We start from the raw sequence: 18,685 nt of genomic DNA, 5'->3' as shown, positions 1-18,685 counted from the left end.
AAAAGCACATTATTTAATGAGAAAAAACTATGGCAGCAGATACCCTTATTAATGATTTTGAACTCCCTTTCCAATTATATGATGTGCTGGACGCTGAAAGTCTTTGTGAGAGTTCTAAGTTTGCAGAACACAATCGCGGCACTTTTGATGCCGTATTAGATACGGCGAATAAGATAGCCACTGACTTATTTTTGCCACACAACCACGTCGCCGATAAAAATGAGCCACAGTTTGATGGTAAAAAGGTCAGCATGATTGAGGATGTCAAAGTCGCTTTTGATGCCTTTAGAGACTCAGGCTTTATAGCTGGTCGTTATAGTTTCGATGACGGTGGAATGCAATTACCTGAAACCTTGATGACAGCGGTGACAGGCTATTTTATGGCCGCCAATCCTGCAACGACTGCTTATCCGTTTTTGACTACTGCCGCGATTAATGTACTTGCACATTTTGCTAGCAATGATATTAAAAATGCCTTTATGCCGCGTATGTTAACCGGAGAATTTACCGGAACCATGGCATTAACGGAGCCGCATGCTGGCTCGTCGCTTGCCGATATTAGAACCACTGCCGTAAAACAAGCGGACGGCTCTTACCGCGTTAAAGGCAGCAAAATATATATATCCGGTGGCGATCATGAACTATCAGACAATATTGTTCATCTGGTTTTAGCCAAAGTTCCCGGTGGTCCTAGCGGCGTTAAAGGCATCTCCCTTTTTGTTGTACCCAAATATAGATTGAATGAGGATGGGTCAGTCGGCATACGCAATGACGTACATTTAACGGGTCTATTACATAAACTTGGCTATAGAGGTACCACATCAACCGCATTAAGCTTCGGTGATGATAACGAATGTTATGGCTACCTTGTAGGTGAAGAGCACTTCGGTTTACGCTATATGTTTAAGATGATGAATGAGGCTCGCATCGCCGTTGGTTTTGGCGCAGCAATGATAGGCTATCGCGGTTATCAGTATTCGCTAGCTTATGCCAAAGATAGATTGCAGGGCAGAATTGCACCCAACAATAAGCCTGAACATGATGCCACAGCCATCATCAATCATGGTGATGTTAAGCGCATGTTATTAGCACAAAAGGCTTATTCTGAGGGCGGCATTTCATTATGCTTATACGGCTCTAACCTTATCGATCGTATCAATACTTGTGAAGATGAGACTTTGAAGTCTGAGCTATCAGAGTTGCTAGATTTATTAACGCCTGTCTTAAAAGCATGGCCATCTGAATATGGCCCTAAAGCCAATGATTTAGGTATCCAAGTATTGGGCGGTGCGGGTTATACAAGAGAGTACTTTGCTGAACAGTTTTGGCGCGATAATCGCCTTAATCCCATTCATGAAGGTACGAACGGTGTGCAAGCCTTAGATTTGTCGTTTCGCAAGTTATGGCAAAACGATGGGCTTGGTATTCAAATTCTAAAACGTGAAATTACTAAAGATTTAGAAAGTATTAACACGCCTGAATCAGCACAACTGGTGGCCAAACAACTGCCTTATATGGAACATCTGCATGAAGTATTGGTACATTTAAGCAAAACGCTGCAAACTGAAAAAGTGATTACGCTGACCGGTAATGCCCAAGCATTGATGAATATATTTGCCTCCATTGTAGTGAGCTGGATTTGGATTCGTCAGGCCAGTAAAGCGGAACAATTATTAGGTACGACAAACGATATTGAAAAACAGAACTTTTATCAAGGTAAAATGCAAGCAGCAAAATACTTCATTGATTGGGAGCTGCCTACTATAAAGCGTGATATTGAACTACTAATGAATGACAATTCTATTTGCACGGACATGCAAGCGGATTGGTTTTAATAAAGCTGTTTTAAATAAAAAAATATTTAAAGGAATAACTATGAAAGACTTATTTGATTTAACGGGTAAAATTGTACTGGTTACAGGCGCGAGTCGCGGTATTGGTGAATCTATTGCACGCTTGCTGGCATCAAGAGGCGCTCACGTTATTGTATCTAGCCGCAAAATCGATGCTTGCCGAGCAGTTGCCAACAGCATAATTGCTGACGGCGGAAAAGCCAGTGCTTTTGCTTGTCACGTAGGAGAAATGGCGCAAATAGCGGCTATCTTCGAATATGTCAAAAGTGAGTTTGGACGCATTGATATTTTGGTAAATAACGCTGCGGCAAACCCTTATTATGGGCACATTTTAGACACTGACTTAGCCGCTTTTGAGAAGACTATCGATGTAAATATCCGTGGATACTTCTTTATGTCGACCGCTGCTGGCAAGATGATGCGTGAGCAGGGCGGTGGGGTCATCTTAAATACTGCATCCGTGAATGGTGTAGTAGCTGGTGATATGCAAGGTATCTACTCAATAACCAAAGCCGCTGTGATAAGCATGACGAAAGCCTTTGCTAAAGAATGTGGCCCTTTAAATATTCGTGTCAATGCGCTGCTGCCCGGTCTAACGGATACTAAGTTTGCCTCAGCCTTGACTACCAATGACAAAGTATTAAATATGGCGCTAAAAGCAATCCCATTAGGGCGCGTTGCACATCCTGATGAAATGGCAGGAACGGTTTTGTATTTGGTCTCTGATGCTTCAAGTTATACGACAGGCGCTTGTGTCATCGTTGACGGCGGTATGTTGGCTTAGGCTCAGTTTATTCACTTAAAAAAATAGCAAAGTATTTTGGCAAATGGTCGTTAAAACTGTATTAGCATTATCAGGTTGGACGCCACTAGAAACGTTAAACTAACCAAAAGAAGAAAGTTTGTGTAACTTACCAACAGACATTTTAACTGAGGCTTTCAGGTAGTTAATTTTTTTAGAGAGCTGTTAAAGCATTTTAAGCTGAATATAGGTCGTCTTTATTTTAGTTATCGCGTTTGGTTCTACGATTTTCTTCGTATTCCTCGACCTCATAGCTGTCATTACCCTCAGAATTAGCATGTAATTTTTCAACAGAATCGTTATTTAGAAACCATAAGTCACCCTCACTCATCTCCGAACAGCGGCTACTATCTAAAATCGGCTCATCTATAGTTTGGCTCTTGGAGTATTCAGCCGAACGATCAACCAAAGCGTTGCCATTAAAGCAACTGTCTATTATTTGGTTACGACTGCTGTCTTCTGTATAAAACGCATGGAAATTCTTGATATTATTAAAGTTACAACTCACAATGGTTATTTGGCTGTGCTGAGTCGCTTTAATGGGGTTGGCTTCGCTGATATCCACAAACTCGCAGGACTTTAAGGTTAACTTTGCCTGCTGTGTAAAAATTGAGGCATTGCTACCCTTAAAAACACTGTTAGTAATCTCTGCTGTTACTTGCGGATATAAGACAATGGCGCGATTTTGAGTGACTTGCCATATACAGTTATTAGCGGTGATATGACTGTTTCCGTCAACATGTAGACCATTACAAATGATATCGATAAAACGGCAACTAAGCATCTCAAGGTGGGAGCTTTCTACTTTGATAGCTGGAAAATTTGCAATGTCTTTAAATACACAATCTATGATAGACAGTACGCCGTTTTGCTTGACTCTAATCGGATGATTTTCGTTGATGCCCATGAACTCACAAGACTTTAGTACCAGCGTGGCTTCTTGTACGCAAATAATGGCATTGCTGCCCTCAAAAATACTATGAGTAATCTCTACGTTACCCTCAGGATGTAAGTATAAGACCGGCATGTTATTCACGTACCATGTGCACTCACGCGCTTTAATATGACTGTGACCAATGGATTCGATGGCATGGATTTCAATATCAATAAAACGGCTGCTTTGCATATCAAGCTGTGAATTATCTAACTCTAGAACTGAAGAATGCGCCATGTCTTTGAATAAATGGTTCGTAATGGGTAATTGCTTGCTTGGTTTGGCTTTAACCAGAGGGTTTTCGGTAATGCCCATAAAATCTCAGGACGCTATAATTAACGTCGCTTGCTGCGCGAAGATGACAGTATTACTGCTTTTAAAGACACTGTCGGTAATCTCTACGGTGACTTTTGGGTTTAGGTATAAAGCAGGGGCTTTTGTTACTTCCCACTCACAGTCACGGGCTTTAATATCACTCTTGCCAATGGCATTAACAGCGTTAGTTGTGATGTTAATAAAACGACAATCTTGTATATCGAGCTGCGAGCTTTCCATATAAATGGCCGAGCTGTCTTTTAAATCCTTAAAAATACTTTTATAAACAGCGACCTTACTTGATTTCATAGCCTTAATGGCATTGCTACTAATACCTGAAAACGAACAACAATATACGGTCAAATTAGATTTAGTCAAAAATATAGCTCTTGCTAGCTCGATATGATTGCCATAGAAAGAGCAGTGCTCAAACATAAGATTGCTTTGATTTGCTACAATTAGGTTTTTATCACGGGCACTACATTCAAAAGTGATATTTTTAAATATACAGCTCGTATTATTAATACTTAATGTGCCTGTGATAACTACCGAACTGTCGGGAAACTCCGCTTCAAAAGTAATTCCACGGTTAATTACGGTGTCTAAATTATACCTACCAGGTGCGAGCTGAATGGTATCTTCTGTGCCCGCTGTTGATAAGGCCTTTTCAAGGCTCATCTTAAATATACTTTTACCTACTTTTAATACCTTCATATAACGGCCCTCAGCCACGATAAGATATGCTATAAATTCTTTATTACATAAGAAAAATATATTTTTACTTTTATACTCAAAAACTAAGTATTAGAAATTTTGCAGACAGTAATAGTACCTAATAAAAATTAGGTGTATCTGTAGAGGAAAAAACCCTGTTTTAAAAGTTGTTCAGTTTTTTTGCGAGATTTTACATTAAAAGACGTTTCGTTTTGCAAGAACAACAAAAGTCTCTTTTACAGAGACAGCTAAGTATATTATGTTGAATTAACAACTGTGTTTAGATTATATTGTTAAGCTAGTGTTTCTTTTACATAGGAATGTAAATAATATATTGAGAAAAGACAAACGTCTAAAACAACTATCTCTATTAAAATATAATTTAATGTCTTGTATATTCTTTTATATAAAAGCGAGATAGTATGTTTTCCCAATTATAAGTAGAATATTAATGACTGACTTGCCCCTTTACCCAGTAGATGCACTTTTTTCTAATACACCAAGCGCTGATTTTCAGCTGCATTTTTTGAAAAGTATTCAATGGTTGCTTGAGTCTAGCTCTTATACCTCGACTTATAAATTTGCCTTATTAATGGCAACGGTTAATCTGGCTATAGAGTCTGGTGTTAATGATGACAGTGAACATAGTATTTGTTATCAGCAGTTAGCAGAGCAGTTTATTCAGCTTTATTGGACGCAAGCGTTACCATTCTCGGATCAAAGTAGTGACTCTGTACTCAGGCAAACTAATAATTCGGGTCAGGCTAGTGTTATCAATAGTATTCTAGTTTTACAGTATAAGACTAAGACAACCAGTCTAACCATAGCTCGCACACAAAACATCAAACTATGGCAATCAACAATCAAAGATATTGCTTCAACCATCAAAAGGTATCCCGCAAAACTTTTGCAAAGTGCAGAAGATAAAGTTAGCCGCGAGTTCTTATATGCTTACGACTCCAAAGCAAATTTAATAACTTTAAAGCCAGGTATTGCATACTGTTTTACGCGCTTTAGTAAAATAATTAACAAGCTCTGCCAACAATATTGGACAGAGTTCGTGCGTAAGAACTGTCATAACCAAAGTTACTTCAGTGATGATATTGATCTGCAACAGTTCCTGTTCAATAAATCACGGCAAAGTTTAAAGTTATTGATACCTATACTAATTGATACCCAGCAGGGGCAATGCTTTTACTGTCGTAAATCCTTAAAAAATAATATAGAAGTTGATCACTTTATTCCTTGGTCGAAATATCCTATTGATACGACTCATAACTTTGTACTTACCGACCGTAGCTGCAATAATAGTAAACGTAATTATCTGGCTGAAGAGCTATTTTATGAGAAGTGGTTAGAACGTAATCAAAAACACGGCCATACGATCGAACAGGAAGCAAAAACTATCAGTTTTATGGTCAATCAGCAGCGTTCTGAAACGATTAGCCAGTGGGCTTATCAAATAGCCGTAGAACATGAAGATTTAGTCTGGTCACCCGAACCAAGTATAAAGCTACGTACTATTAACCCTCGCTTACTGCCCAGGCTTAGGTGCTGATAAGTAATATAAAACACTGTTGTGACAACTTACGTCTCAAATAAGTCTTTGGATTGTTACGAAGGCGATACAGAGGACTTTGCAGCTCAAGCAGCAAATGTCAATATGCGGATTTTTATGATGCTACTCTCTCAAGCTCAGAGGGCTTAACTGTCCCAAAAGTCACCGTATCAAGTTGTGTCTTAATATTCAGCTCAAGTGCTAAAATCAAAGTTTACCGAGTTTATCTCTAGGGTTTCTTTAGTATAGATTAGACTTCGACGGTAGACGTTTCAAAATCTTACTTCATGTGAGTCACTGACTCCAAAAGCCAATGAGGTTATCAATAACTCTGAAATAGGGTAGGATAAATAACTCATAATAAGATAAACTTCTCGGCGAGCGCTTATTGGATTCAGTGCATTTCGGAATGGGTAGATGCATTTGACTGCTAGAAAATGAAGGCCAAGATATAAACTGGTCATTATAAAATTTACATTAAAGCGAAGTCTATAGGGTAGTGGGTACAAGCGAATAGATTGGCTACCAAACACTATCCTTAATCAGTATTCATAAGATAATAATATACTTAGATGACTGCTTATTTAAATACTATTTATGCCAGATAAGTTATGCGAGAACATTAATCCAAGACTATTTATACAAGAACATTGATATAAGGCACAACGTTATGGAACCGAGACAGAACCCTATGGAAGAAGCACAAAACGCTGTAGAACACAGACCCGTATTCATGCCTAGAGTCAACAGTGACAATCTGGTAAAAACAGACATGGTTAGGTTTGAGCGGCATGTAGGCTTTGCGAGTAGACAAAAGAAAAAATCCATCAATGACTTGCATCAAGTCATTCGCAAAAAATATGGGTTTAATAACGTCTTAGAGCTCTCTAGTAAATCTGGCAATAAGTTAAGTTTTTTGCTAAGCCCATTGAGTTTAAAGCTGGCTAATGAGCATAATGGTCAGCAGTATAGTGTCGAAAATGCTTTTCAAAGCAGTATGATTTTTGAGAATGGTGGTCCCTATAGCGACTTGCTGACAGTCCCGCCAAGACAAGCCAAAAAAGACGAGCGATTAATAACCTCGGGTGAATTAATGAGCTACAATTATTTTGGTATAGAGTGGAGCGTAGAGCCCCTAACCGCGTTTTATGACTGGCTGTATGTGAATGCTCTAAAGCAAAACTCTCAGCTGCATGAAGAGGTGGTGCAATATCAAGCCTTTACTGATATAACATTTAATCCCAAAAAGTCTATTCATTGTGCAGCTTATGCGTTGGCTATGTTTGTGGCACTGCATAAACGAGAGCTGCTCGATGATATTGAAGACCCTGCGGTATTTTTTGATTTATATCATGAGTTTAAAGTGAGTAATACTGAGCAGCTTTTGGAAGCAGGTTGGATCTGATAGATAAACCAGTTCTACTGGGTATGAAACCTTGACTGAGGATAGTGTGCTGTATGCTTCGTTTAAATATGAACGAGAGGCGTTGGTTAACTATCCTATCCGAGATACATAATGTGATTGAATATGATATGTGGTTATCATTTACCCCTTTATACCAACACAGGCTCAGTAATTGATGTTTCTACTGATTAAAGCAAAGAAATATAAAAAGCAATAAACAAGGGTTAGGTATGAAAAACGTAATGTTCGTAGGCTATGGATCGATGGCGAGGAAAGTACATGAGATGCTCCCTAAAAACATTGTCCTCTCGACAGTATTAGCCAGCCCTAGAAGTGCAGAGCGTATAAAGGCTGAAATAGGCGAGTCTATAGATGTGATTACTTCGGTAGACGATTTGGTAAAAATTCCTGATTTAGCGGTGGAGATGTCGGGACAGAATGGGCTCAAAGAACATGCTATTAAAATATTGGAAAAAGGCATACCACTTGGGATTGTTTCTGTCGGTGCCTTTACCGATGAAAATTTTGCTGTATCGCTCGCTGATGTGGCAGAAGTGCAAGGGGTGAAAATCTATATCTTAGCGGGGGCAGTTGCTGGTATTGATGGTATAAACGCTGCGAGTTTAGCAGGACTTAGTGATGTAGTTTATCAAGGTAGAAAGCATCCATCGAGCTGGAAAGGAAGTCATGCTGATCAGCTTATTGACTATGATAATTTAGTGGAGCCTATCGTATTCTTCACTGGTACTGCTAGAGAAGCTGCCGCTTTATTCCCTGACAATTCAAACGTTGCTGCTACCATTGCGCTTGCAGGCGTTGGACTCGATGATACAACCGTAGAATTAATCGCTGATCCAACACTTGAGCACAACATTCATCATATAATGGCTGAAGGGGTATTTGGCAAGCTTGAGATTAGTATGACTGGATTACCATTGGCAGAAAATCCTAAAACTTCAAGTCTAGCAGCCTTTAGTGCTTTGCGTTTGTGCTGTCAGATTGATCAAGTTATACAAATATAAAGCAGAATTAAAATGCGAAATACTATGAAATATTTATTTCATATAAAAACCAGTTGATGGTGGTGAACCGGTAAAGAGCTATTATCCCGCTGATAATTTGATAATTTGATAATTTGATAATTTGATAATTTGATAATTTGATAATTTGATAATTTGATAATTTGATAAATGTAGAAGTGAACCGTACCGATTATATCGGACACTGTTTTATTGGAAGCAGGCTGGTAAGGCTTAGTTCAGTTGCTTTACAGATATAAAGTCATCAAAGGTAACTTTGTAGTGGTATACTAAATTTGGGCTGCGTTTTCCGCAGGCGTAGGCACTTTAATTGGGTGAGCATAACCGCAGTACTCACATAGAATATCGTCCAAGTAGGCATAACAACACTGAGCGATTGGCTCTAAACTCCCCATAATTTTGTCAGAGAAAAAGCTACGTGTAGCAGATGTGGTAAGAGCAGCAGGCATTAGTAAGTCAACACTGCATAAGTTATATAATGAAGAATCTTCGAAAACTGACTTTAATGCTATTGACCAGCTGTGTGAGTTCTTAGACGTGCAGGTAGGTGATTTATTTATATATAAGCCAAATACTAAAGATAAAATAGTGAAAGTGGATTTTGCGCATTACTTTTTTTGTAGGTAAAGTTTTAGGTTGGGGGAGTATATAGAGAGGTTTTACAAGGTGGGAATATTTTGGTCACGGTGCCGTTTCCTAGTATTGTCAATCATCACAAAAAACCGCTGTAACCCATGAAAATTGGACAAAAAAAAGCCTCACTGTCAAGTGAGGCTTTTTAAGCATTTGGAGCGGGAAAAGAGATTCGAACTCTCGCGCCTGTATCTTGCTTGCTATTAGCGTTGTCATCTTGGTTGGTTTTACCGCTATATGTTTTCATAAGGTTACCTGTTAATAATCGTTAAATGAGGTGAATGCATTCAAATTTTTAGTGGGTTTTATCGCTGTGAGTCAAACTTAAAAGTCGTTGGGCACAGTAATAAAACCAAGGTAAGCCATATTCTTAACATAGCTTGGCCTATCAGTGATTGAGACTGATAACGGTTTACGAAGCTGTTTGGAGGGCTTGTTTAAAAAAGCAGGAAAGCTGAAAGCGCTCATAAGACTCAGTCGCTGAGTATGAGGAAAACGATTGAGAAGTATGAAATTTGGAATCAATTGACTAGAAGTAGTCATAAAGAAATCTCCTATTGCTCTGTCTGTGCCAAATTGAAACGACACAGTCACCTTACAGAGCGAAAAGGAGTTGTGCGTTTTACCAGTCTTTGTTTTTCATCGCGCTGGAAGTAGCCTTAAACCCACGATGTTTTTTATCATAACAAGCTATTTATAATTTGTCAAAAGTGGTGTTGAGCTATGTCGGAGAGACTGTAGAACCAAACTTGGTAAACTAAGAGGACAGACTCTGATAAAGTCTAAAAGTCATCGGTGGTGATATGACTATTGAAACTCCACAATATACTTACTCCTACGATAGCGATCAGAATAACGTAGGTTTTTAATGCTAACTGTAGTGGCGTACTAAATTTGGATAATGTTTAAGAGAAGAGGTGCTGCACACAAAAAAGCCTGACAACCTAATGATCTGAACCTCATTGAAAAGAAATGAGCTCAAGCAAATTTTCTACGCCAAGGCTGGATGCAAAATGATTTATCTAAATTATTTTATGATGTTTGCCCTAGCCATAACAATTTTATTTTGAACTGACTATAATTTGATATGATGGGGAATATAAAATAATGTGAAATAGTTCTTAAGCGAAGCTTTATATTTAAAAGTATTGATGCTATCGCTAGTGCTTGATTACATTCACCTGAATACCAAGAGCAGGATGAAATATGAACCAATTTGTGAAACTAAGAAAAAATTTCTTTAAAAATAATAGTGCCTACGATTTCACACCGGTTTTAATAAAAAATGTAATGAGTGTTGAAAATAAATTACAAACAATTGAAGAAAGATTTTTGATTAGATTTAATAATATTAATGAAATCAATAAAGGTAATGAACTCGATGAAAACAAGCTTGAAGAGCTTTTATCTTATTTGGGAGAAGACCCTTACACTGATAGATTCACAATAGACACGATTCTTAAGGAATATAGTACCTATCCAAAAGAAAAAATTGAAAGTCTTATTGGAAAAGAACTTGAAAATACAGATAATAATAAAGACAAAATATATCATTTGTTAGATCTGAACTTAGAAGTAAATTCCGATATATTATCACTGGATTCTATTGTAGAAATGATTGAAAAATACAAGGATGACTTTGATACTATCACTTTATTATTTGAGTCTTTAAAACAATTCAACTTAAAGGTATCGAAAGAATATTTATACAATCAAATAAAACTAGATTATCCTACAACGATAAAAATTCAAATACTAGCTCTGCTGGATCATTTTTATTCAATTAATAATTTAGATTTAACCTTAATAAGAGATAAAATTAGGGTCAAGGGTAGTTTTGTCTTTGTCAACGATTATATTGAATTTTTGAAAGGTAAACATCAACGAGAAAAAAATGGTGTTGTTATTTTACAATCTATGTTCTATGGAGATTTTGAAGACAGTGGTAAAGGAAATAATGGAGGTCTTGCAATTCTTTTAAAAATTTTGGGTGATGAAGTATCCTTTGATGAAAGAATTGACCGAGTGATAACTATCACCATAAGTGATGTCAGTGAGAAACCATTTATGGTTAATTATCAAGACAATCATTTATTTGTTCGACTGCCTGCGTACCTTGATAGAACAGTGAGTGATCCGTTTTTAAAAAGAGAACTATTTACTAAACGTTACATTAAAAATTATCTTGAAAAGTTAAATACTCAGCCCGGTTTATTCCATATCCGATATCTAGATAATGCATCTGTCGCGGTTGCAAAATTAAGTAAAGAATTAAATAAAAAGTTAGTCTTAACATTAGCGCCCGATCCACATCGTAATATGATTGATGAAGAAGATGTATTAAAAAACTTTTCTTTTAATGAACTTCAAATCTTAGCAAACAAAATAGCAATCGGTGATAACTTAATTCTCAAAAGTGATAAAGTTCTGGGGATTGGTGGTAAAAAAGTAAACAAAGAACTACACTTATACTTTCCACAATTCACACATTACAATATCAAGGACAAAGTTAAAATGATTGCAGAAGGCATTAAGACAGACGAAGACATGTTTAAAGATAAAGAAGATGTCGAAGTGTGCAACCTTAGCGAATTGATTGGAATTCATCCAAGTTTCTGCGACAAACCTATTATCTTAAATGTTGGTAGACTTGCAAAGATAAAAGGACAAGTTAATTTATTTAAAGCATGGTCAAATTCTAAATTAAATGAAACTTATAATTTATTGATTATTGGTGGAGATTTAGAAAATCCTAATAAAGATGAACAAGAAATTATTGATTTGTTTAATCAAGGAATAAAGGATCGACCTGAATTAAAAGATAAGTTCTACCACAAAGGTGCACTACATAACGATAAAATAAAGTTAGTAGAAAAAAGCATCAAGAAACAGACGTTTGACTTTCCGCATATTTACCTTGCATCGAGTATTAAAGAAGAATTTGGGATCGCAATCTTAGAAGCAATGTCTCGAGGCTTTCTCATTATCGCACCAATTAAAGGTGGCGTAAAAAGCTATATTAGTAACAGAGGAAACGGATTTTTAATTGATACTTCTAGCTCTAAAACAATTGCGAGAGCAACAGAAAAAATTCTCTATAATTCTGATATAAGCACCGAAGAATTTAGAGAAATTCAAAAAGCAGGTAAAGATACAATCGAAAAAGAATTCTCAATTGATAAAATTGCTAAAACTTTTACCGATACTTATCTTTCAGTAATTGGAGGTGAAGAAAATGAAGTATAAATCTATATTTTTCATTAGTCCGCCATTTTATTCTCATTTCAACCCATTGTTAAACTTAGCAAAAAGCTTTAATAAACTAGGTGTCGAAATTTACATGGGTTGCAGCATAGAATTTAAAGATCAAGTTAAGGGTGAAGGACTAGAATTTTACGAAATTGATATTAGCACAAATAAAAATATTCAAAAGGCAGAGAATACAGATCAACCAGATTCTGAAAAAGAACGCTTAGAAGAGTTCTTTGAATCAACTAAAAAAGGAGCGGTTGAGACGTTAATAACTCAATCAAGACACCGCAAAGCAGATATGCTTTATGATCCACATAAATTAATTGATGATATCCAGAGGATTGATGAAACGTTTAATGTTGATTTATATGTTGTGGACATTTTATCTTACAGCGTCACTTTAGCACTCTATTCATTAGATTTGGATTTTATAACCTTTTGTCCACCACATCCTTACACAATTCCAGATGAAGAAATGAATTACGGAATGCCAAAATATTGGCCTTCTGCTATTAAGGTAGAAGAAAGTGATTTAGACAGATTAAGAGCTGAGTCAAAAGGCACACAAAAAGAATTTACAGAAGTTTTTAACAAGATTATTTCTGAAAATAATTTGGTTCACCCAATTGATAATGCATTTAATTTAGTGTCTGATATTGCGGTTATTTATAACTACTTTGATTTTAATAATCTAGAAGAGTTAGAAAGAATGCCTTATAAGATTTATGCAGGACACAGCTTTAAAGAACGTAATTTAGACAATGATTGGAAAAAGATTGTAGATAATAATCAAAAGAAGATACTCATTACACTCGGAACCTTTTTATCCAATCGTAAAGACATTTTAGATAAACTAATTAAGTCAGCAAGAAAACAGTATCCAGAAGCAATTATTATTGTTTCTGCTGGAGCAAACGCAAAAGCCTTAGAAGAACCCAGTTCAGATAAAACAATCATATCTGATTTTATTCCTCAAATTGCCTTAATGCCATGGATTGATTTAGTTATATTCCACGGTGGTTGCAATACTTTAACAGAGGCGATGTATTATGGAAAAGAAATGATTATCTTGCCATTTTCAAGTGACCAATTCAATATAGCTTATGATATTGAACAAAAAGAATTAGGTGTAATCCTAGACCCTAATAATTTTGATCATCACGATATGGTGTCTGCTTTTAAACATGTAGAACAAGTTTCAAAAGATAAGCTCAAACATTATAGTGAGATTAGCCAAAGTAGAGGCAGTGACTTTGCAGCAAAAATAGTGTTAGGGCTAAAATAATATTTTACAGAGAACGTTAATTGTGACAAATTATAAATACCATAAAGAGAAGGCGAGAGACAAGCTCAGCGATCCTTCAGTAACTGATCTAACTTAATGATGTGATAACTGCCGAACTGATTCAATCAGTTCGGTTCCCTATGTGGGAACCGAGCTTGATAGGTAAGTTGCTAATATTTATATTATTAACTGTAGATTGTCTCTTTCAGTGTACTTGTTGATGATATTTCGAGGTTTTTCGATGGTTCGGCCTCAAGTCGAGGGTGTGAAGCAATTTACCTTAAACTTTTAGAAACGCTCTGACGTAAATTTGCATAGGTCATTAGACTCTGTATCAACATGAAAAATGTCCATTACACCCATAAATTAGAGAAATGTTTTAATTATTCGTCATAGTATATATCAAGATAATTAAAACAGTCATGTGAATAATTTGGGTTGGAACAAAAGCAAGTGCGTATTGAAAACCACCCGTAACTGCCGCATTGATTGATTTAGAAATGGCATGTGTCGCTAAACCTAACAATAAGGCGAGCAATAAAACAGGGTTAGTTGGGTTTCCTTGCATTACTACGGCAGCTATTGCTGCATGCACCTCAAACATAGAACTAAGTACGGTTCCTGCAATAAGACCCGCGTCACCCAGCCATAAACTTAAACCATAAACAAGTACTTGAATAATAGTAAGTGAAACGACAATGATACCCGCCTCTTTTAAACTAAACATGGGGGTATCCGTTAATTTAACTTTCTCTCCGGATCGAGGTTTTCTCATCAACCAGATTGCAGGAATAATTAAAATTATAATGGCAATAATAGATGGGAATAATAAAATTTTAAGCCAACTAAAACTTACACCTGCAACAATAACAAGAAGTTGTACCACTGTTGCGACACAGGATATAAGGGCAGCTCCCGCATTTTCTTTTGCATCGGCACGACCCTGACGAACTTCTATTCCAAGGCTTGCAACGCAGGCAGTACTGGATACAAATCCTGATGCTAAAGCAGATACAAACATGGCGTGGCGTGAGGGTAGAAGCCTCTTTGCCATATGTGCTAGTGCTTGAATGGCTAAAATCAATGTCAATAACTTTAAAATAATATAAGGATTTAGTACTGAACCCCAAAGAGCCTTATTGGGGGTTAAAGGAAGTGCAATTAAAAGTAAAGCCAGTAAAAAGATACCATCTTTGAATTCACGCTCAGTAATCCATCTAACCGCTACTCCATGCATTGCAAATTGCCCCTAATAGAGAGCAAATTGCAAAAGATCTAATACCTGCAAAGCTGTGTGGATTTTCACGTTGTTTGCTACGCTCTCTTTCTAGACCAATGAGTAGTCCGCAACCCAGTGCTGCAGTAGATGCAGTCATTAAATTTTGGACAGGTTCAATGGTAAATGTATTAACCATTATGACATTCATCCCACTTTCCATGACCCCTGCTGTCAAATCCGTATAACTAAACTTGGGATATTTTGATGACGCAGCATGATGATAAAAATCAAACCATACCTGTCCTGGCGATCTATACCGTTAAAGACTGCCTGAGATTTAACTCTATCATTACGAACATGGAATTGAACCGTTTATTCTTTAGTAGTTCACGTATAGTATAGTTATTAGTTTTTAAAGAGATGATAAAAGATCATCAGAGTACTTAGGAATTACATAATAAACAAACCAAATCTAGAGCAACTAGTTTCTCTGTACTGTATTTATAGTAAATGTGTTGTTATTTGCAACATTGAATGAATTCTTGGAAAAAAACTATGCTAGCGCATCGCTCAAATGAAAAAGAAATTCTCGACTTAGGTCCAGGCAACTACACTGCTGAAGAATTTACTCATTGTCAAAAAATGCTATTTCGTATCAACCAAATTCTTGGAACCTTTCACGGGACAGTGAATGTTTTAAAGAAAAGTGGGAAAAAAGCGCAGGTGATGGACGTTGGTTGTGGCGCAGGCTTATTTATTCTTAATCTCAGTCGTCATTTTCCAAAGATGACATTCCATGGCATTGATATCTCATCTGAAGCAATTGATATGGCTAATCATGAGAAGTCCGTATTTACATCGGATACCTCAAATGTGAAATTTGAGAAAATGGCTGAGCCTGAATTAACATTTGATGAAAATAGTGTTGATATCATTTTGGCAACAATGGTTTGCCACCACATGGGCAACGAAGAAATTATTGCCTTTTTCAAACAAGCATTACGCACCACAAAAGACAAAGTCATCATTAATGATTTGCACCGCAACCCCATTGCCTATTGGTTTTACTACCTTTTCAGCCCAATCTTATTTCGCAATAGGCTCATCACCTATGATGGTCTTATCTCTATCAAGCGCGGCTTTATCCGTCAAGAATTAATTACCCTGTTAGAACAAGCAGGAATGAAACACTACCAAGTTAAATGGTGTTTCCCATTTCGTTGGAGGATTATCATTTGGAAGAAGTAGTCATTATCGGTGGTGGCGTTGCGGGACTATCGTGCCTAAATGCATTGCTGGATCAAGGTATAGCGGCGCTTTTAATCGAAGGCTCAACCATCGGCACACCTAAAATGTGTGGCGAATTCTTAGCACCGATTGCGGCGCAGCAACTACAGCGTTGGGATATTGATCCTTTTATCCCCATTTCTCATGCCACATTTTATGCTGGAAGCAAACAATTAGATATTCACTTCACTAAGCCCTCTGCTGGCATATCAAGAAGTGACGTTGAGCTAAAGTTAGCGGCACGAGCACGCAGACTGGGTGGACGCATACGTGAAAACACCTATCTAGAGTACACAACACCTGCCACTGAGAGAACGCCATTTTACTTCAAATTATCCACGGGTGAAATCATTGAGGCTAAAAGTGCTTTTTTCGCAACGGGTAAACTTAGCAACAACAAAGACAATAAAAAAATCGCTCTGCCTTATTTTGGTTTCAAATTGCACTTTTCCCATACCGAAAATGATCATAGTCTTAAGATGTTCAGTCTGGATAAAGCTTATTTGGGAATTGTTCCAATCAGCGAGACAATAAGTAACTGTTCCTGTTTGGCAAAACGAGAAGCAGTTGATGCGGCAACTTCGCCGAATGAATATTTTCAGCATCTGACACAATCTCATCCTGTGCTTAAAAAAATATTCACCCCACTTGATCTTAGCGTTATCGATATTATGTCGGGTCGCGCACCTGCATTTACTCAAAAAAACCCGCCTAACTGGCCTAACAGCTACTGGATAGGGGATGCAATAGCGTCGCTTTACCCTGCGATTGGCTCTGGATTTGCGCATAGTGTTGATAGCGCTATTCAAGCGGTACAGTTTTACTTAAAACAACAACCTAAGCTCTATCGTAACAACTATTCGAAATCGATTAAAACAAAAGTACTATTAGGGAACGTACTTAACGCCGCATTACTGCAACCAAGGGTGGGTCAATCGGCTTTGCCTCTACTGAAACGATCACCTAAGCTGGTGAACCTTGTACTCAAAAAGCTTGATTATGTTTAATTCGGCTGGTTTATTTTAAGTAACATTGATTCTAAGGTTAATCCAGGTCCAAAAGCGCAACTAAAAATAGTTTCTTGATCATTCTTAACTGTCAAATTGGCCATCAATTCTTTCAAAACAAATAAGATGGTGGCTGATGACATATTTCCATACTCACGCATCACATGATAAGCATGCTTGTTTTCGTCTTTTGTAATATTTAACGCTGTTTCACAGGCTTGCAGTATTTTCATACCGCCTGGATGAATGGCATAGTGATTAACATCGGTGATCGCTTCCTGTCTCAATAGTTTCTCCATAAACTCCGCAATCCCTGACTCAATCACTTCTGGAACATAGGATTTTAAAACAATATCAAACCCTGAATCTCCTATATGCCATGCCATATCTTCGCTGGTTTGTGGTAATAAATCACAATTAAAGGCCTCGATCGATAGGCTCTTCCGGTTCTCAGCCATAGGCTGAATCAGTGCCGCTGCTGCACCGTCTGCAAAAATCGCATTTGAAACCAGATGATCCAAATCATCATCATTTTGAAAATGCAGACTGCAAAGTTCAACACTCACAACTAAAACAACAGCGTCTTTATTCGCGCGACAGGCATCATCTGCCACCTTCAACGCGTTAAAGGCACCGTAACATCCCATAAAATTGATTGCCGTACGTTTGGCACCGGTGCGCAACTTTAATTGCTGCACAATTTCAATATCTAAGCCGGGCGCATACATGCCTGTACAACTGACTGTAATAACATGTGTGATATCGGCAAATGTGGCATCGGACTGCTCCATACATTCCTTGATAGCAGAAACGGCTAACGGCAGCGCATGCTCTTTATAAAGTGCCATACGGCCTGCTGTGGTTAAATCAGGTAATGATATGTCACTTCTGGAGTTTGAGAGATGCCCCATATCGCTAAGCACACTATGCCGCGATTCAATACCCGTCGCATTATAAATAAATCTAAGCAGTCTTTTTTTTGCAGGAATCAATTGCAACCGTTCTGCAATGAGCACTGCGGCTTCGCTTTGCGTGAATTTATACTGCGGGACTGCGGTTCCAATGGCGGTAATACTGCTTTTCATCCTGAAATCCTGCTTTATAAAGACTGAATAGCAATATTACATGTTTATTGCCGCCAACCCTATTAAAATATAAATACTATACATTTACCATGGAAATAGCTGGACAAAAAATAGCCGGACACCCACCTAATTAACTAAATATTGATTCGTTTCTCTATTTTATTCAGGAACTGTAAACGGATAAGGAGTCGTGTAATTTTCATTCCATGTCTGCTGAAAGTTTAGAATAAACTATTCTTTTACTTGTCCGAAATATTCCTTTTTCCTAATGTGATTCCTACACTAAGAACTAAACT

The 18,685-nt window shown here is 37.4% G+C and carries 14 protein-coding genes and 1 pseudogene; 10 read left to right on the top strand and 5 right to left on the bottom strand.

Going from position 1 to position 18,685, the window contains the following annotated elements:
- The first annotated feature begins 29 nt into the window (after positions 1-29).
- Positions 30-1,835: an acyl-CoA dehydrogenase family protein gene (locus ES754_RS04065; protein ID WP_147222278.1), complete on the top strand. Its 1,806-nt coding sequence runs from the start codon at positions 30-32 to the stop codon at positions 1,833-1,835.
- Between the two features lie 40 nt (positions 1,836-1,875).
- Positions 1,876-2,637 carry an SDR family oxidoreductase gene (locus ES754_RS04060; protein WP_147222276.1) on the top strand — a complete coding sequence of 254 codons (762 nt, stop codon included), beginning with the start codon at positions 1,876-1,878 and terminating at the stop codon, positions 2,635-2,637.
- A gap of 220 nt (positions 2,638-2,857) precedes the next feature.
- On the opposite strand, the gene ES754_RS04055 is transcribed toward ES754_RS04060, so the two are convergent.
- Entirely contained in the window at positions 2,858-3,904 is a 1,047-nt protein-coding gene (locus ES754_RS04055; protein WP_147222274.1) for a right-handed parallel beta-helix repeat-containing protein, read from the bottom strand.
- A 6-nt stretch (positions 3,905-3,910) separates the two neighbouring features.
- Complete coding sequence (locus ES754_RS04050) at positions 3,911-4,618, bottom strand: right-handed parallel beta-helix repeat-containing protein (protein WP_147222272.1); 708 nt, start codon at positions 4,616-4,618, stop codon at positions 3,911-3,913.
- 451 nt (positions 4,619-5,069) lie between these two features.
- Here ES754_RS04050 and ES754_RS04045 point away from each other — a divergent pair, with 451 nt between their 5' ends.
- The 4 genes from ES754_RS04045 (at position 5,070) to ES754_RS04030 (ending at position 9,248) form a co-directional block, all read left to right on the top strand.
- Positions 5,070-6,176, top strand: coding sequence for an HNH endonuclease (locus ES754_RS04045; RefSeq protein ID WP_147222269.1), 1,107 nt, complete (start codon positions 5,070-5,072; stop codon positions 6,174-6,176).
- 691 nt (positions 6,177-6,867) lie between these two features.
- A complete protein-coding gene (locus ES754_RS04040) occupies positions 6,868-7,581 on the top strand; it encodes a DarT1-associated NADAR antitoxin family protein (RefSeq protein WP_147223283.1) in 714 nt (237 codons plus the stop codon).
- 230 nt (positions 7,582-7,811) lie between these two features.
- Positions 7,812-8,603, top strand: coding sequence for an aspartate dehydrogenase (locus ES754_RS04035; protein ID WP_147222267.1), 792 nt, complete (start codon positions 7,812-7,814; stop codon positions 8,601-8,603).
- 393 nt (positions 8,604-8,996) lie between these two features.
- The gene (locus tag ES754_RS04030) at positions 8,997-9,248 is read left to right on the top strand and encodes a helix-turn-helix domain-containing protein (RefSeq protein ID WP_147223281.1); all 252 of its coding nucleotides are present in this window, start codon (positions 8,997-8,999) and stop codon (positions 9,246-9,248) included.
- A gap of 330 nt (positions 9,249-9,578) precedes the next feature.
- On the opposite strand, the gene ES754_RS04025 is transcribed toward ES754_RS04030, so the two are convergent.
- Positions 9,579-9,797 carry a hypothetical protein gene (locus tag ES754_RS04025; protein ID WP_147222266.1) on the bottom strand — a complete coding sequence of 73 codons (219 nt, stop codon included), beginning with the start codon at positions 9,795-9,797 and terminating at the stop codon, positions 9,579-9,581.
- Between the two features lie 663 nt (positions 9,798-10,460).
- On the opposite strand from ES754_RS04025, the gene ES754_RS04020 reads away from it, so the two are divergent.
- Together ES754_RS04020 and ES754_RS04015 are read left to right on the top strand one after the other, a co-directional pair.
- Positions 10,461-12,500, top strand: coding sequence for a glycosyltransferase family 4 protein (locus tag ES754_RS04020; protein WP_147222264.1), 2,040 nt, complete (start codon positions 10,461-10,463; stop codon positions 12,498-12,500).
- Positions 12,490-13,791: a glycosyltransferase gene (locus ES754_RS04015; RefSeq protein ID WP_147222262.1), complete on the top strand. Its 1,302-nt coding sequence runs from the start codon at positions 12,490-12,492 to the stop codon at positions 13,789-13,791. Before ES754_RS04020 ends, ES754_RS04015 begins: the two co-directional genes overlap by 11 nt.
- 379 nt (positions 13,792-14,170) lie before the next feature.
- Here the strand turns inward: ES754_RS04015 and ES754_RS04010 are convergent.
- Positions 14,171-15,218, bottom strand: a pseudogene (locus ES754_RS04010) (DUF4010 domain-containing protein).
- Between the two features lie 326 nt (positions 15,219-15,544).
- Here ES754_RS04010 and ES754_RS04005 point away from each other — a divergent pair.
- Positions 15,545-16,258, top strand: coding sequence for a methyltransferase domain-containing protein (locus tag ES754_RS04005; protein ID WP_228267758.1), 714 nt, complete (start codon positions 15,545-15,547; stop codon positions 16,256-16,258).
- Positions 16,213-17,304 carry an NAD(P)/FAD-dependent oxidoreductase gene (locus tag ES754_RS04000; protein ID WP_147222260.1) on the top strand — a complete coding sequence of 364 codons (1,092 nt, stop codon included), beginning with the start codon at positions 16,213-16,215 and terminating at the stop codon, positions 17,302-17,304. Before ES754_RS04005 ends, ES754_RS04000 begins: the two co-directional genes overlap by 46 nt.
- Here the strand turns inward: ES754_RS04000 and ES754_RS03995 are convergent.
- A complete protein-coding gene (locus ES754_RS03995; RefSeq protein ID WP_147222258.1) occupies positions 17,301-18,389 on the bottom strand; it encodes a type III polyketide synthase in 1,089 nt (362 codons plus the stop codon). The two genes, ES754_RS04000 and ES754_RS03995, sit on opposite strands and share 4 nt — an antisense overlap.
- Positions 18,390-18,685: the final 296 nt, after the last annotated feature.

This window comes from Psychrobacter frigidicola (genome assembly GCF_007997305.1).
Taxonomy (GTDB): Bacteria; Pseudomonadota; Gammaproteobacteria; order Pseudomonadales; family Moraxellaceae; genus Psychrobacter; species Psychrobacter frigidicola.
This window is presented reverse-complemented; position numbering and strand designations above follow the sequence as displayed.

What these genes read in the sequence shown, in the direction of transcription:
- ES754_RS04045 (WP_147222269.1), top strand. Translation starts at nt 5,070, where the DNA reads ATGACTGACTTGCCCCTTTACCCAGTAGATGCACTTTTTTCTAATACA.
- ES754_RS04025 (WP_147222266.1), bottom strand. Translation starts at nt 9,797, where the DNA reads ATGACTACTTCTAGTCAATTGATTCCAAATTTCATACTTCTCAATCGT.
- ES754_RS04060 (WP_147222276.1), top strand. Translation starts at nt 1,876, where the DNA reads ATGAAAGACTTATTTGATTTAACGGGTAAAATTGTACTGGTTACAGGC.
- ES754_RS04015 (WP_147222262.1), top strand. Translation starts at nt 12,490, where the DNA reads ATGAAGTATAAATCTATATTTTTCATTAGTCCGCCATTTTATTCTCAT.
- ES754_RS04000 (WP_147222260.1), top strand. Translation starts at nt 16,213, where the DNA reads ATGGTGTTTCCCATTTCGTTGGAGGATTATCATTTGGAAGAAGTAGTC.
- ES754_RS03995 (WP_147222258.1), bottom strand. Translation starts at nt 18,389, where the DNA reads ATGAAAAGCAGTATTACCGCCATTGGAACCGCAGTCCCGCAGTATAAA.
- ES754_RS04065 (WP_147222278.1), top strand. Translation starts at nt 30, where the DNA reads ATGGCAGCAGATACCCTTATTAATGATTTTGAACTCCCTTTCCAATTA.
- ES754_RS04005 (WP_228267758.1), top strand. Translation starts at nt 15,545, where the DNA reads ATGAATTCTTGGAAAAAAACTATGCTAGCGCATCGCTCAAATGAAAAA.
- ES754_RS04035 (WP_147222267.1), top strand. Translation starts at nt 7,812, where the DNA reads ATGAAAAACGTAATGTTCGTAGGCTATGGATCGATGGCGAGGAAAGTA.
- ES754_RS04055 (WP_147222274.1), bottom strand. Translation starts at nt 3,904, where the DNA reads ATGGGCATTACCGAAAACCCTCTGGTTAAAGCCAAACCAAGCAAGCAA.
- ES754_RS04020 (WP_147222264.1), top strand. Translation starts at nt 10,461, where the DNA reads ATGAACCAATTTGTGAAACTAAGAAAAAATTTCTTTAAAAATAATAGT.
- ES754_RS04050 (WP_147222272.1), bottom strand. Translation starts at nt 4,618, where the DNA reads ATGAAGGTATTAAAAGTAGGTAAAAGTATATTTAAGATGAGCCTTGAA.
- ES754_RS04040 (WP_147223283.1), top strand. Translation starts at nt 6,868, where the DNA reads ATGGAAGAAGCACAAAACGCTGTAGAACACAGACCCGTATTCATGCCT.